At 38.7% G+C, this 14,482-nt stretch carries 14 protein-coding genes; 4 read left to right on the top strand and 10 right to left on the bottom strand.

The features are described 5' to 3' along the window. Positions 1–50: 50 nt before the first annotated feature. Positions 51–920, bottom strand: coding sequence for a LysR family transcriptional regulator (locus ACOMCU_RS20720; protein WP_010857549.1), 870 nt, complete (start codon positions 918–920; stop codon positions 51–53). A gap of 310 nt (positions 921–1,230) precedes the next feature. Here ACOMCU_RS20720 and ACOMCU_RS20715 point away from each other — a divergent pair, with 310 nt between their 5' ends. Both ACOMCU_RS20715 and ACOMCU_RS20710 read left to right on the top strand, forming a co-directional pair. Then, complete coding sequence (locus tag ACOMCU_RS20715; protein ID WP_421051263.1) at positions 1,231–1,830, top strand: nitroreductase family protein; 600 nt, start codon at positions 1,231–1,233, stop codon at positions 1,828–1,830. A 33-nt stretch (positions 1,831–1,863) separates the two neighbouring features. Next, on the top strand, positions 1,864–2,775 hold the full coding sequence (locus ACOMCU_RS20710; RefSeq protein WP_421051262.1) for a DMT family transporter: 912 nt from the start codon (positions 1,864–1,866) through the stop codon (positions 2,773–2,775). 198 nt (positions 2,776–2,973) lie between these two features. Here ACOMCU_RS20710 and ACOMCU_RS20705 read toward each other — a convergent pair whose 3' ends face one another. From ACOMCU_RS20705 to ACOMCU_RS20680, 6 genes are all read right to left on the bottom strand, one after another. Then, positions 2,974–3,384 carry a hypothetical protein gene (locus ACOMCU_RS20705; RefSeq protein WP_421051261.1) on the bottom strand — a complete coding sequence of 137 codons (411 nt, stop codon included), beginning with the start codon at positions 3,382–3,384 and terminating at the stop codon, positions 2,974–2,976. 72 nt (positions 3,385–3,456) lie between these two features. Then, on the bottom strand, positions 3,457–4,833 hold the full coding sequence (locus tag ACOMCU_RS20700; protein ID WP_010857545.1) for a HAMP domain-containing sensor histidine kinase: 1,377 nt from the start codon (positions 4,831–4,833) through the stop codon (positions 3,457–3,459). After that, the gene (locus tag ACOMCU_RS20695) at positions 4,830–5,501 is read right to left on the bottom strand and encodes a response regulator transcription factor (protein ID WP_010857544.1); all 672 of its coding nucleotides are present in this window, start codon (positions 5,499–5,501) and stop codon (positions 4,830–4,832) included. The genes ACOMCU_RS20700 and ACOMCU_RS20695 overlap by 4 nt, the downstream gene beginning before the upstream one ends. Before the next feature lie 55 nt (positions 5,502–5,556). Beyond that, the gene (locus ACOMCU_RS20690; protein ID WP_421051259.1) at positions 5,557–6,654 is read right to left on the bottom strand and encodes a DUF1648 domain-containing protein; all 1,098 of its coding nucleotides are present in this window, start codon (positions 6,652–6,654) and stop codon (positions 5,557–5,559) included. A gap of 4 nt (positions 6,655–6,658) precedes the next feature. Then, positions 6,659–7,054 (bottom strand): GntR family transcriptional regulator, encoded by a 396-nt coding sequence (locus tag ACOMCU_RS20685; RefSeq protein WP_010857542.1) that lies wholly within the window; start codon positions 7,052–7,054, stop codon positions 6,659–6,661. Positions 7,055–7,220: 166 nt separating this feature from the next. Next, positions 7,221–8,108 carry a LysR family transcriptional regulator gene (locus ACOMCU_RS20680; protein WP_421051258.1) on the bottom strand — a complete coding sequence of 296 codons (888 nt, stop codon included), beginning with the start codon at positions 8,106–8,108 and terminating at the stop codon, positions 7,221–7,223. 123 nt (positions 8,109–8,231) lie between these two features. Here ACOMCU_RS20680 and ACOMCU_RS20675 point away from each other — a divergent pair, with 123 nt between their 5' ends. Next, entirely contained in the window at positions 8,232–8,894 is a 663-nt protein-coding gene (locus ACOMCU_RS20675; RefSeq protein ID WP_421051286.1) for an O-methyltransferase, read from the top strand. A gap of 130 nt (positions 8,895–9,024) precedes the next feature. On the opposite strand, the gene ACOMCU_RS20670 is transcribed toward ACOMCU_RS20675, so the two are convergent. The 3 genes from ACOMCU_RS20670 to aceA form a co-directional block, all read right to left on the bottom strand. Continuing rightward, positions 9,025–10,194 (bottom strand): pyridoxal-phosphate-dependent aminotransferase family protein, encoded by a 1,170-nt coding sequence (locus ACOMCU_RS20670; protein ID WP_010857539.1) that lies wholly within the window; start codon positions 10,192–10,194, stop codon positions 9,025–9,027. Positions 10,195–10,503: 309 nt separating this feature from the next. Continuing rightward, positions 10,504–12,102 (bottom strand): malate synthase A, encoded by a 1,599-nt coding sequence (aceB, locus tag ACOMCU_RS20665; RefSeq protein WP_421051257.1) that lies wholly within the window; start codon positions 12,100–12,102, stop codon positions 10,504–10,506. Between the two features lie 110 nt (positions 12,103–12,212). Continuing rightward, positions 12,213–13,496, bottom strand: a complete 1,284-nt coding sequence (gene aceA / locus ACOMCU_RS20660) for an isocitrate lyase (RefSeq protein ID WP_421051256.1) — start codon at positions 13,494–13,496, stop codon at positions 12,213–12,215. 214 nt (positions 13,497–13,710) lie between these two features. On the opposite strand from aceA, the gene ACOMCU_RS20655 reads away from it, so the two are divergent. Beyond that, complete coding sequence (locus ACOMCU_RS20655; RefSeq protein ID WP_421051254.1) at positions 13,711–14,382, top strand: LytTR family DNA-binding domain-containing protein; 672 nt, start codon at positions 13,711–13,713, stop codon at positions 14,380–14,382. Positions 14,383–14,482: the final 100 nt, after the last annotated feature.

Below are 14,482 nucleotides of genomic sequence, written 5' to 3'. Positions count from 1 at the left end.
CGCTGTCACAATTCAAAATCTGGGCTATTTGTAGGTGAATTTTAATTTAACTAAAACTTTTCTATCATCAGTTTTATAAAAGCTTCTGCTGCTTTACTTAAGTATCTATCATTGCGGTAAACGATATCAAGTTCACGTATTGGCGCGTTTTCAATTGGAATAGAAACGATGCCAAGTGAGTGAAAGTTCTCTATGAGCTGGCTCGGTTGGATCGTAGCACCAATATCTTCTTGGACAAGTTGGAATAGAGAGGTGGCAGAGCCAGTTTCCATAACACTATCTATGGTGATTCCTTGTTTAACACACCATGTATCAATTAAATCACGACCACACTTTCCCTGAGGGTACAACACAAGTGGAATGTTGGCCAACTCTGCTGGTGTAATACTTTTCTTTTGAGCAAAGTCGTGTTTTTCATTTACAAATAAGCTATATGTTTCTGTATAGAACGGTGTTTGTCTCAGACGACTGTCTGCATCCATTTTTAAGCTAATGCCAATATCAACATCATTATTTAACACCCTCGACAAACTTTCAATAGTCGGAAACACTTGCACTTTCGTATTGAGGAATTCCTTTCGAAACTCAATTAAGATTTCTGTCAAACGATAGTCAAGATCGGAGGGTAACACAGCAATGCGTAAACGCCCGGTATGCAAATCGTTCAAATCAGCGATTGCTTTTTTGGCATTATCCAGTTGCTGAATTACTTGTAACGCATAGCACTCAAGTAACTCCCCCGCCTCCGTTTTCGCTATCTTTTTTCCCATTCGATCGAATAACGGTACACCTAATTCATCCTCCAGTACACGTATTTGCTGGCTCAAAGTCGGTTGCGAAATCCCTATTTTAAAAGCCGCTTCAGAAAAGTGTAATTCTTTACAAAGCATGAGAAAATATTGCAGTTGTCTAATTTCCATCTCATATCCCTCCCTTTCTATAGTCTCACGCTATCATAATCATAGAAAAAAATAGAATTGAACTATTATAAAATAAATTCTACAATGAATTCAACGTGAAAGAAAGGAGTTTTATAAAGTGCAACTTTAATCAGTGAGGAGGGTTCTCCATTACCTGTTAACCAATGGGGCTTTTACGGTCAGGTGATCGAACACTTCCTTCACTCGGTGCCATCTTTCAACTTGTGGTGGGCACCTTACTGACCGTTTATGCGGGATAAAGCAGTAAAATTAAAGGACAAATCATTCATTCGAAAAGGGGTCTTCAAATATGAAAAATAATTATATTGAAATGATGGAAAAACGACGTTCAATTTACGTCATCGGTAAAAATGTTGAACAGACTGAGGAAGCGTTACTAAATACAATTACAGATGCCATCAAGCATAGCCCAAGTGCTTTCAACTCACAAACTTCAAGAGTAGTCGTTTTATTTAATGAACACCATATGAAATTATGGGCCATTGTCGAAGAGAAATTACGCGCTATTGTACCCGTAGAACGTTTCACAGCAACAGAAGAAAAATTAGCAACTTTTAGCGCTGGATTCGCTTCTATTTTATTCTTCGAGGATCAAGATATCATCAAGCAGTTTCAAGATCAATTTTCTTTATATGCAGATCAATTTCCTATTTGGTCTGAACAAGCAACTGGAATCGCGCAACATTCTGTATGGACTGCTTTAGCTCAAGAAGGACTCGGTGCTTCACTGCAGCACTATAATCCACTCATCGATCAGGCAGTGAAAGATGAATGGAAAATTCCTGATACATGGAAATTAACTGGCCAAATGCCATTTGGAAGTATTGAAGCAGCACCTGGCGAAAAAGAATTTATAGCAGATGCAGGACGCATTATAGTGTTCAACTAATTTCCATAATAACAGAATTGGAGTCTGCCTCTAATGACAACCATTACGAAAGCTTATTTCGCAGCAACCTTATATGCACTAATTGTAGGCTTTTCGTTCATGTTTACAAAACTGAGCCTTAATGTGGCCACTCCGCTTGATACGTTGGCTCACCGTTTTACCATTGCTTTCATCATTGCCAGTACATTGATTGGTTTGAAACAAGTTCGCTTAAATTTATCTAAAATGATTGTATGGAGAATTCTTCCGCTAGCTTTGATTTATCCAATTTTATTTTTCATATTTCAAACTTTCGGCCTGGTCTATACATCCTCATCGGAAGCTGGTATCATTCAAGCGACTGTTCCGATTTTCACATTGCTTTTAGCGTCGCTGTTTTTGAAAGAATATACAACCCCTTTGCAAAAAGTATCGGTGCTATTATCGGTTTCTGGTGTCATCTACATTTTCATGATGAATGGAGCAGCTATAAACGCCCAAAACCTGAAAGGAATTATCCTTATTCTTCTTTCAGCTTTAACTGGTGCGTGTAATACCGTTCTTGCAAGAAAACTCGTAAAACAGTATTCGTTTTTCACAGTAACCTATGTCATGACATTCTTCGGCTTCATATTTTTCAATGTGACAGCTGTTAGTAATCATGCAATGACAAGAACAATGCCTGAATTCATAGCACCATTTTCAAACCCGACTTTCATCGTTGCCATCATTTCCTTAGGTGCCTTTTCGTCTCTAGCTACGTCATTCTTTTCAAACTATGCACTATCGCATATAGAGGCGGCTAAGATGAGCGTTTTCAATAATTTAGCCACTTTAATTTCAATAATAGCGGGCGTCTTCTTCCTGAATGAAACTATCGAACTGTATCATATTATTGGTACCTTTATCATTCTAGTTGGTGTGACAGGAACGATTTACTGCAAAAAAATAAAAGAGGCCGTATAAGACAATGAAGCGGCGATAAGATGACTTGGGTATGCTGAATATGCTGCCGGAGTCATCTTTTTCACATTCATCACCCTCTTGAATACGCCTCTATTTTTCATCTTTGATATAGGCACTTTTTTAATGTTTAAACTGCCCCCTGTCAACTAGACAGAGGGCAGTTCAGTTTCCACTATTCAGGTATCATTCACTTCCAAATTAACAAGAATGTTTCATTTCTTCTTTTTGATTTATCATAAATGTCACAACAATAAATAATGCAAAGCTAATTAATAAAGTTGTCCCACCAACAATAAAGAAGACCATTGTAAATGTATTGCTAAAATTAAACGGATTAATATTGTAGAACCACATCCCCAAAGTTAAACCAAAGACACCCAAAATTGCACTCCAACCGTGTGCTGCTACTAATTTTTTAGATTTCACTTTGAAAGCACGGTAGAAAATTCCCCAAGCAAACATACTTAACCATCCAACAAGTAACATGTGTGCATGAATTGGTCGATACTCATAACTACCTGATCCTGACATATGTGAACCTAAGTACGTTCCTAATAATGCAAAAATTGCAGCCAGTCGGATAAGGCGTAAACTCCATTTTTGTTCCATACAATCATTCCTCCTAAGTTTTTTCACTTACTTAGAAGTCTACCGAGTGAATATGAACTTTACATGAACTCCTCATGACAATTTCGGTAGGCGGATTCGAACCTTAGTTCCCGAATTTAGAGTACTCTCCATCTGAACCTCCCCACCGTGCAACTCAGCAATTTGCTTAACAATGGCTAAACCTAGGCCGGTTCCCTGTTTTGTTCTTGATTCATCCGCACGATAAAAACGGTCATATACCTTCTCCAATTGTTCTGCTGTCATACCAATGCCACTATCCTGTATTAAGACTTCGACAAAAGTTGCATGTTCTTGCATATGAATATGGATTTCGCCACTCTCAACATTGTATTTAATGGCATTTGTTAGTAAATTATCCCATACATTTTGTAAAAGCCCCGCATCACCTTCATACATAACAGCATCTAGCTGATACGTTAACTGCACACTTGCCTCCTCTAGCTGCCAACGATATTTACGCACCGTATCCTTCAACTGCTCGTCCACACGATACGGTTCACGCTTTAATAATCTTGTCGATTGGTCCAGGGATGTCAGCAAGAGTAATTGTTTCGTTAATGTCGAAAGTCGTTTCGTTTCCAGCTCGATAATCGTAGCGTATTCTTGTTTTTCCTTTTCTGAAAGCAGTGGATTTTTCAGCAAATCTACGTAGCCTTGAATATTTAATAAAGGTGATTGAAAATCATGAGATACATTGCTAATAAATTCTTTACGAATTCGATCATTTTCCTGTAATTTCTCGGTCATCACATTAAAGCTGTCTGCCAGTTGCCCAATCTCATCCGCACGGTCTATTTCTAGCAGCGTATCAAACTTCTCATGTGCGAGCTGATGCGTTGCCTCTGTTAACTGTGTAATAGGGCGAATTAATGCCTTGGCAAATAGTAGCATGGCTAGCAAGCTTAGGACTGCCATGACAAGAATTAATCCACCTAGAATTGTATGCACCTCCGAGAACAACAGGCGAATATCCGGTCGGATGAACAATGCATATTGCTCATTTTCATACGTAAAAGGCACCCCGATTGTGTTAATTAGTTCATTGGCAAAAAAACCTGTCACAAATGTCTCCTTCGGAAAATCACGCATACCGTGATAAATTCCTCCGTCTAATACCTGTTGAATAACACTAGTTGATAAAGTTTTTTCTCGATATTCACCGCCGTAAAAATGACCTTCCTCGCCGGTTGTGACATAAATTTGATAGCCAATCTCTCCGAGTGTTGTTAAATAATTATCTAAATCTACAGGGTTAGCAGACTGGATATATTCCGCAATATTTGTCGCAATGTCAACATTTTTTGTATCATTTTGTTCCTTGGTCACTTGATGATAGTAAGTGTTTGTTATTAAAAAACCGATACACAAGCTACCAATCATGATAAGTATGGTCGTAACAACAAACTTGCTATATAACGTTTTATTCATGCTATTACCTCTAGCTTATAGCCTACGCCACGTACAGTTGTAATCTCCACATCTGTATCATACCGATGTAATCGCTCACGAACCCGCTTCACATGTGTATTTAACGTTTGTTCGTTTCCTTCATAATCATAGCCCCAAACTTGTTCCATTATCATACTGCGCGTAAATACCTGATTCGGGCGTGACGCTAGCAGTGCTAATAATTCAAATTCCTTTAGAGGCAAAATAAGTGTGTCCTCGCCAATAGCAACCTCAAAGCTTCTGCGATCAATTAACAATTTTCCAACCTGCACCGTCACCTGATTCTTCTTATCGAGTCTACGTAAAATGGCCGCTATGCGAAATAATAGCTCTTTTGGTTCAAATGGTTTGACAACATAGTCATCTGAACCCGCTAAAAACCCACGTTCTTTGTCTTCTAGTTCGCCCTTTGCCGTTAATAACAACACTGGAATATCATAATCCTGACTCAGTGTTTCCGTTAGTGTAAAACCATCCATACCTGGCATCATTACATCAATTACAGCCAAATCAGGCAAGTCACATTCAAGCAATTGTAACGCCTGTTCACCATTTTCTGCCTGTAATACCTGATAGCCTTCACGTGTTAAATAAATATTGATTAACTGTAAAATATGCACATCATCATCCACAACTAAAATCTTCACTCATTCTTACCTCCATTCAAAAAGGGCCACTACCTAGTGTAATGACCCATTCATTTTATAATGAAATTATAGAAATCAACAGCAATATAACTAATGGTAATACAATGACGATATAGCCCCTTGGGTTCGCCAAATTCATTGTCCAGCCGACACCAAAGCGCTTCTCTACAAAAACAGAAGGATCCTGGGAATTCATATAAACCAGTCCCCCCTTCCAATAACGATCCTCATCAACATCCATCACTTCTGATACTACATTGTCTACATAACTTAACCTCAACTGACGTTTCTTCCATACGTAAACAAGTAGTGAACCTAGCACTAGTGCCAAAAATGCGATAAACACTGGTAATAAAATTTTCCCTTCAGCCATCGAAGGATAGATATTACTTAGTTGTAATACCGTCAACAATGTAGTAAGAGTATAACTTAATAGCATAATGTGCCAGCTCATGTATTTTCGTGTTTTTAACTGATCTTCTAAAGACTCCTCTGGGCGATTAACAGATAATTTTATCGCTGAACGGTTAACAGAATCTGCAATGCCCCACATCATACATTGCAGCATCAGCATAATTAGCGGTAGAGAAATCGCAGTAAAATACGTTTTCTCTTTCCATGTATCTGCCTCTCCAGTAGGGCCCCAATGCACAGCGATATCGTTTGGTATTTGTTCATAATGCAGCACTGTGAATATCATTAAAAATACAGTTACCCCTATAGGAACCGCATAGAATGGCCAAGGGAGCATTTCATCACGACTACGTGCAGTTAAATCCACTGCACGCACTTGCTTTATATTCATTCCCCATTGCTCTTCTTTTTTCAATTTAGTAATCTTCAGGTGATTCAACCAGTATAGCACCATACTCACAGCAAGCATCCCATATAAAATTCCAAGTAGAAGGGCACCTTGTGCGATTTCAGAAGGCGCAAACATCCAATTTACAACGAGCATAATAACTAACAATACTGCTCCAGCAACCCCTACTATTTGGGCATAACGCTTTTTCACAATACCTAATGCTGGATGCTTTACATGTTGTTCAGGTACCGTTACACCGAATACAATTGTCTCTTGTACTATATACGGAATAAACACTTGCAAAGCCAATGTTATGATATACGAAATTGTAAAAACAGCTAGTAGCATCTTGCTACACTCCTTCTGCCGGCATTTGTAAATCCGCAAAGACCTTTTTCATCATAAACTCAATTTGGTCTACGGTGGCGCCTAGCACCATTCCTTCCGCCACAAGAGGCTTCAAGTTTTTTTCAATTTGCTGTAATTGCTCAGGTGTAACCGTACGCTCCTCTGCTGAACGAATAATTGCCCCCGATTTAGCACGAATCGTTAAAATACCTTTCGCCTCTAGCTCATGATAGCTTTTATTGACTGTATGCATATTTACACCCAAGTCGGACGCTAGATTACGTACCGATGGCAATGTATCTCCCGGCTTCATATCTCCTCTGGCAATCCCTTCGATAATTTGTCGTGTTACCTGCTCATAAATTGGCACATCCGACTGTGGCTCTATTTGAATTAACACTCTTATCAGCTCCATCTTTGTTATATAAATAATATAACAAACAACCCGCGTAAATGCATTGGAAAAGACTGTTGATATATATGGTTTTACGACCAAATGAAAGCAATAACACGCCAAGCTAAATGACATCCTTTTGACTTATTGCTCCCCTTAGCGGTATAAAAGTTCATATAGAATTTTTAATAATCTCTATAAATTTTTGTACAAGTACGCTTTGTTTTTCATCCTTTCTTGTACATATTGCAATTTTATGTTTACTATCTACATTTTGAACATAAACTCTCGCCAATTGACCACTATCTACATACTCACGAACAGCAAGCGATGAAATGAAATTTGCGCCATAGCCAGCCATTACTGAACGAATGGTTTCATTCATTCCATTAAATTGCAAGGATATTTTCGGGGGTTTTACTTGATATGTTTGGCATAACGAAAAAAGGTGTTCTCTCATCGAACTTCCTTCTTCACGCATAATAAATGGTTCTCTAACCATATCAGCTAATGTAATGTCCTGATTGGCATAATGATGGTCTGGTGATACAACAAACCAAAGTTCATCTTCAAATAATTCTTCCCATGTTACTTCCTCTGGTCTTTCTGATACGCCGCCTCCATAAATTGCAATATCAGCTTTATAATACATGAGTTGTTCAAAAGCATCCTTCGTATTAGTAGTCGTAATGATTAAATTAACATCCTCATTTGCACCTTTAAATGTGGCTGCCCATTGAGGAATTAAAAAATTCGCAGGTAAATACGTGGCGACAAGATGGATTGTGCCTGCCTTGGCTAGCCGATAATCCTCAATGAATGATTCAATATGCTCTTCAAGCGCAACAAGATTATATGCTTTTTCAGCTAATGCTTCCCCGAATTCAGTTAACACAACGCCTCGCCCGTGTTGCTTAAATAAAGGAATGCCAAGTTCATTTTCAAATTTTTTAATTTGGCTAGAAACAGCCGGTTGACTAATACATAGCAGTTCAGCTGCTTTTGTAAAACTTCCTGTAATCGCTACCTGATAAAACAATTTTAAGCCATGTATATTCATGATTTCACCTCTACTCATAACTAAATGTTATGAATGAATAATAATAATATATTTTTATTATGATTCATTCTATCATACACTTTTGTTGCAAGTACAAAACACAATAGAAAAGAGGATACTATGATGTTGAACAACGTTTGGAAAGATGTAGATGAATATTTTATTGATAAACTAATACCTTCTGATAAAACACTAGAGGGAGTATTACAAACGAATAAAGAAGCTGGTATTCCAGAAATAGATGTTTCACCAACACAAGGTAAATTTCTATATCTATTGGCTAAAATTAAGGGAGCTAAAAATATTCTAGAAATAGGCACTCTTGGTGGCTATAGTAGCATATGGTTTGCACGTGCCCTCCCTGAAACAGGTAAAGTATATACGCTTGAAATTGAACCAAAGTATGCAAAAATAGCTAAACAAAATATACAAAATGCAGGTTGCGCAAACAAAGTAGAAGTCCTCGTAGGTAGAGCATTAGATACCTTGCCTACCCTAAAAGATAAAGGCCTATTATTTGATTTAATTTTTATTGATGCCGATAAGCCCAATAATCCTCATTACTTGAAATGGGCATTAGCATTAACGAATAGCGGGGCACTTATAATCGGGGATAATGTCGTTCGAAACGGAGAAGTAATTGACGAAAAAAGTGAAGATGAACGCGTACAAGGTGTACGTCAATTTATGGATTTATTAGAAAAAGAACCTCGTATCGAATCTACAGCCATACAAACAGTTGGTAATAAAGGATATGATGGCTTTGTGATAAGTATTGTTAGATAGCTTACTACGGTAAAATTGCATGATAGCCTAGACATCCACTTTTCTTTTGATGAGTCACAGTAGCGGAAACGTTTAATACCTTTATTAAAAGAAAGCTGTGTCACAATTAATTGGACACAGCTTTCTTTAACTATTTGATAGTTACAGCTAATTCCTCTTTTAAGCGTAAAATAGCAGCTTCTACATCTACTGCTTTACCTACCTCATTTAACGCTTCACCGATTAGCTTAACTGCTTCTTCAAGCATCACTGGCGTAGTATTCCCCATATGCCCGATGCGGAATGCTTTTCCAGCTAAATGTGCTAATGAGCCCGCTACGATCACACCTTTTTCCGCTAACTTTGCACGGAATCTTACATCCTCTACCCCTTCTGGATACAACATGCAACTCAGCGTTGGCGCAGCAACTGCTTCTTCTGCAAGTGCGATCATACCATACATAGATAATGCAGCTCGCACTGCACGGCCATATGCAATATGACGAGCCTCCCGCTTCGTGATACCTTCATCTAAGATAATGTTCATCGCCACATCATACGCATAAATTAAATTTACAGGCGGTGTTGCAAAATATTTACCCGGATCATTCATTACCGCAATCCAGTTTGTGATATCACTGTAGTACGCAGGGATTGTACCTAATGCTTCTCGTGCCTTTAAAGCCGATTGATTGAAGGCAATTATTGCTAAACCAGGCGGTACACCGATAGCCTTTTGTGAACCTGTTAACACTACGTCTAATTTGTAATCAGGGTGCCCGTATTCCTTGCTCATATTTTCATCAAGAGCCGCTGTTGCGACAACGCCGTCCAGAATTACAAGTGCACCGGTCTTTTTAATGACTGGCACTAATGCATCTAAATCTGATAGGACACCTGTAGATGTATCTGCATGTGTAATCGTCACAGCCTTAAAATTGCCCACTGTTAATTTTTTCTGAATGACTGATACTTCTACTTGTTTCCCCCATTCAGCCTGAATCACCTCAACATTGATACCATATGCAGTTGCTAGTGGCGTAAAACGATCACCAAAGTAACCATGACTTATTACCAGTAAATTTTCGCCTCTACCCACTGTATTGACAATTGCCATCTCCATCGCCAGTGTACCAGAGCCAGCTATTACAAAAACCTCACCGTCTGTCTGTAACAGTTTTTTAGTTTGTTCTAACGCATTTTTATAAATATTTACGAAACGTGGATCGGTATGCCCTCTTGTTTCACTTGCTAATGCATCGTAAATTTCATCAACTACTGGTGTTGGTCCAGGAACTAGTAACATTTCTTTATTACGCATTTCTTTTCCCCCTTGTGTTATACTTGCCCATCCTCTAAATTGTATTCTTTCATACACAACATAATCCTTCCAAATATACAAAAAATGCCCTGAGAGCCTCCCATCTAAGCTCACAAGACATCTTTCACCCCTTGTTAAATCTCTTTACTTATAATTTATAAGTAGACCCCTTTTATTGAAACTATGCTCATTTTCTTTCGTAAGGAACGATGTAACAACCTCGGTCGTTACATCAGTGGAAGGTGGACTGCATTCGAGTTCAGCCCACTGTATTAAGGTTGAACATGTTCGTTAGTAGATTCACATCAATTAAGTTAATCTTTCATAGCCTGGAAGTGTCAGGAATTCCACGAATTCATCTTGCTCAATTAAAGATTTAAACAGTTCAGCAGCTTCATCATAGCGACCACTGTTATAAGCCTGCTTCCCAACAGCCTCTGTAATTTTCACAAGCTCCTCTTCCAAGATTTCTAGCACAAATGCTAGTGTAATACCACGACCATCATTTAAAATACCTTTTGGATGACGAATCCATTGCCATACTTGTGTACGGGAAATTTCTGCTGTCGCAGCATCCTCCATCAGGTTATTAATTGGTGCAGCACCGTTACCACGTAACCAAGAAGCAATATACTGAACCCCAACACTACAGTTCATACGAAGACCTTCAATTGTAATTGTACCTTCTGGAACGGATACTAAATCTTCAGCAGTCACGCTTACATCCTCACGTTTTTTTTCGATTTGGTTTGGTGTTTTCATAATCGCATCAAACTGCTCCATTGCTGTTGCAACCATGCCTGGATGCGCTACCCACGTGCCATCATGGCCATCTGTTACTTCACGACGTTTATCTTCAGCAACCTTTGCAAATGCTACTGCATTCGCTTCGTCATCACCTTTAACCGGTATTTGCGCTGCCATTCCACCCATCGCAGGTGCGTTGCGTTTGTGACATGTTTGAATACATAATGAAGTATAAGCCTTCATAAATGGTACCGTCATCGTTACTTGGCCACGATCAGGTAAAATTACATCAGGTTGATTGCGCAGACGTTTGATATAGCTGAAGATATAATCCCATCGCCCACAGTTCAGACCAGCTGAATGTTCACGTAACTCATATAAAATTTCATCCATTTCAAATGCAGCTAAAATGGTTTCGATTAAAACGGTTGCCTTAATCGTACCTTGCGGAATGTCGATATATTGTTGAGCAAAGATGAATACATCATTCCATAAGCGAGCCTCTAAATGACTTTCAAGCTTCGGAAGGTAAAAGTATGGACCTGTACCTTTTGTCAGTGCGTTTTTTGCATTATGGAATAGATATAGACCGAAGTCAAAGAAGCTACCAGATATCGGTTCACCGTCTACTTGCACATTCTTTTCAAGTAAATGAAGTCCACGTGGACGTACTAATAATACGGCTGTTTCTTTGTTTAATTTATACGTTTTACCATTTGACTCTTGTGTAAATTCAATTGTCTTATTAATAGCATCACGCATATTAATTTGACCGCCAATCATGTTTTCCCATGTAGGAGCGGATGCATCTTCAAAGCAAGCCATAAACATTCTTGCACCAGAGTTTAACGCATTGATAACCATTTTACGGTCAACAGGCCCTGTAATTTCTACACGGCGATCCTGTAAATCAGCTGGAAGTGGTGCAATTGTCCAATCTCCCTCACGAATTGCCTTTGTCTCTGATAAGAAGTCGAGTTTTTCACCAGCATCAAGGCGTTTTTGACGTTCTTGGCGAGCCTCTAAAAGTTCATTACGACGAACATCAAATTTTTCATGTAGGGCAAGAACAAACTCAAGGGCTTCCGGTGTCAAAATTTCTTTTGTTTGCTCATTTTGTTCCCCAACAATTTTAAGCTTACCTGTAGTTGCTTGTTCCATTCGTAGTTTCCCCCACCTTTGCAATTTTAAGTGCAGTCCTCCCCCGCTTAGGAGGGGCGGAGGAGACTGAGCTATGATTATGAATTTAGGAACCGATGTACTTAACTATCTTATACGAACTGTTCTGTTTCTGTAGAACCGGCCATTGCAGTTGTAGAAGATGTGCCACCTGAAATAACTTGTGATACGTCATCAAAGTAACCAGTACCCACTTCACGTTGGTGACGAGTAGCTGTATAGCCTTTTGATTCAGAAGCAAATTCAGCTTGTTGAAGCTTAGAATATGCAGCCATACCGTTATCTTTATAGTCATGTGCAAGCTCGAACATAGAGTGGTTTAAAGCATGGAAGCCAGCTAATGTAACGAATTGGAATTTATATCCTAGTTTTCCAAGTTCGCGTTGGTATTCAGCAATTTCTTCTTCTGAAAGATTAGCTTTCCAATTGAAAGAAGGTGAACAGTTGTAAGCAAGCATTTTACCTGGGAACTCAGCATGGATTGCTGTTGCAAATTCACGTGCTTCCTCAAGAGATGGCTTAGAAGTTTCGCACCAGATTAAATCTGCATATGGCGCATAAGCTAAACCGCGTGCAATCGCTTGTTTAATACCTGGTTTTGTACGGAAGAAACCTTCAGGTGTACGTTCGCCAGTGATAAATTCAGCATCACGTGGATCTATATCAGAAGTTACCATATCAGCAGCATCAGCATCCGTACGTGCGATTAAAATCGTATCAACACCCATTACGTCTGTTGCAAGACGTGCAGCAATTAAGTTACGAACAGCGTTTTGTGTCGGTAGTAATACTTTACCGCCTAGATGACCACATTTTTTCTCAGAGGCTAATTGGTCTTCTAAGTGAACACCAGCTGCTCCTGCTTCAATCATCCCTTTTACAAGCTCAAATACATTTAAAGGACCACCAAACCCAGCTTCAGCATCCGCTACGATTGGCGCGAACCAATCGAAATTATCTACGCGACCTTCAGCATGGTCAATTTGATCAGCACGTTGTAACGCTTGGTTAATGCGTTTTACTACTGCTGGTACAGAGTTTGCTGGGTATAATGATTGGTCAGGGTACATTTGACCAGAAAGGTTAGCGTCAGCAGCCACTTGCCAACCTGATAAATAGATTGCTTGTAATCCCGCTTTAACTTGTTGAACCGCTTGATTACCAGTTAAGGCACCCAATGCATTTATGAATGGTTCCTCATGTAAAGAGTTCCAAAGTCGTGCAGCACCTTTAGTTGCTAGAGTTTGTTCAAGTACAACAGAGCCTTGTAATTTAACTACTTCTTCAGCCGTATATGCGCGTTCAATGCCTGCCCAACGTGGGTTTTCTGCCCATTGTTTCTCTAAAGTTTGGATTTTTTCTTGACGTGTTGACATATTAAAATTCCACCTTCCCCTTTGTGTAAAATATACTCTGTTAAAAAACTTTTAAGCATCTGTTCCATAACAGGTTTATTTGTTGTAAATTAATATATAACAGAACATCTGAATTTTCACTATTTTTAGATAAAAGGCCAAATTTTTATGATGAAACCTCATTTTTCAGCGACGAAATTTGGTAAACTGTTTACAAACAAGGGGGTTATTCTCAATGAAGAGTGAGTACAACTTATCAGCAAAAGATATTTCACAACAGTATATTACGATGTTAAAAGACTGGATTCCATCCAATTCTTCCATCGCTATTGCTGTTCAAAATACTTATATCTATTTTCATTCTGGTCATCAAAGTCTTCATTTGGAGGTAGGACAGCAAGTTCAATCTGGCAGCATTGCAGAGAAGGTATTACACACAAAAATAAGAACAGATGCCATCTTAGACAATTCTCTTTTTGATACGCCTTACTACGGGATAGGTTATCCGATTTATATTCAAGATGTTCCAGCAGCACTTGTAGTAGTGCTCCCTTCAACCTTCTCTGTACAAAAATTAGAACCTTATCAATTTTTAACTGGCAAACAGAATGAGGATTGGTACCCTGTTGCAATAGGTAGAATTTCCCACATTGAAAGTCTTCAGAAAAAAACGTGGTTTTATCTAGAGGGAGAACAGTTTAAAACAAGCATCACATTGAAAGATTTACAGATGCGACTACCATCATTCTTTATTCGCATTCATAGATCCTATATTGTTAATATTTATTTTATAAAAAAAATGTCCCGTGATCTTACTTCAAATTTTATTGTCACGTTAACGGATGGATGTGAATTGCCGGTCAGCCAATCTTATATCAATAACCTTCGCAATGCCCTTGAATTTTAAAATATAATATAAAAACAGCTGCCCTATGAACTTTCATTCATTAGAGAGCAGCTGTCATTCGTAATATAATAAAAGCCTGAGAATAAATTCTCAGGCTTTA

The sequence above is a fragment of the Lysinibacillus sp. UGB7 genome, assembly GCF_049058285.1.
GTDB lineage: Bacteria > Bacillota > Bacilli > Bacillales_A > Planococcaceae > Lysinibacillus > Lysinibacillus sphaericus_B.
Note: the sequence above shows the minus strand (reverse complement) of the source record. Positions and strands in the feature narration are given on the sequence as shown.

Excerpts from the sequence above, each read along its gene's own strand:
- ACOMCU_RS20710 (WP_421051262.1), top strand. The coding sequence starts at position 1,864 with ATGACAACCATTACGAAAGCTTATTTCGCAGCAACCTTATATGCACTA.
- ACOMCU_RS20715 (WP_421051263.1), top strand. The coding sequence starts at position 1,231 with ATGAAAAATAATTATATTGAAATGATGGAAAAACGACGTTCAATTTAC.
- ACOMCU_RS20690 (WP_421051259.1), bottom strand. The coding sequence starts at position 6,654 with ATGCTACTAGCTGTTTTTACAATTTCGTATATCATAACATTGGCTTTG.
- ACOMCU_RS20720 (WP_010857549.1), bottom strand. The coding sequence starts at position 920 with ATGGAAATTAGACAACTGCAATATTTTCTCATGCTTTGTAAAGAATTA.
- ACOMCU_RS20705 (WP_421051261.1), bottom strand. The coding sequence starts at position 3,384 with ATGGAACAAAAATGGAGTTTACGCCTTATCCGACTGGCTGCAATTTTT.
- ACOMCU_RS20700 (WP_010857545.1), bottom strand. The coding sequence starts at position 4,833 with ATGAATAAAACGTTATATAGCAAGTTTGTTGTTACGACCATACTTATC.
- ACOMCU_RS20675 (WP_421051286.1), top strand. The coding sequence starts at position 8,232 with ATGTTGAACAACGTTTGGAAAGATGTAGATGAATATTTTATTGATAAA.
- ACOMCU_RS20655 (WP_421051254.1), top strand. The coding sequence starts at position 13,711 with ATGAAGAGTGAGTACAACTTATCAGCAAAAGATATTTCACAACAGTAT.
- aceA (WP_421051256.1), bottom strand. The coding sequence starts at position 13,496 with ATGTCAACACGTCAAGAAAAAATCCAAACTTTAGAGAAACAATGGGCA.
- ACOMCU_RS20680 (WP_421051258.1), bottom strand. The coding sequence starts at position 8,108 with ATGAATATACATGGCTTAAAATTGTTTTATCAGGTAGCGATTACAGGA.
- ACOMCU_RS20670 (WP_010857539.1), bottom strand. The coding sequence starts at position 10,194 with ATGCGTAATAAAGAAATGTTACTAGTTCCTGGACCAACACCAGTAGTT.
- aceB (WP_421051257.1), bottom strand. The coding sequence starts at position 12,102 with ATGGAACAAGCAACTACAGGTAAGCTTAAAATTGTTGGGGAACAAAAT.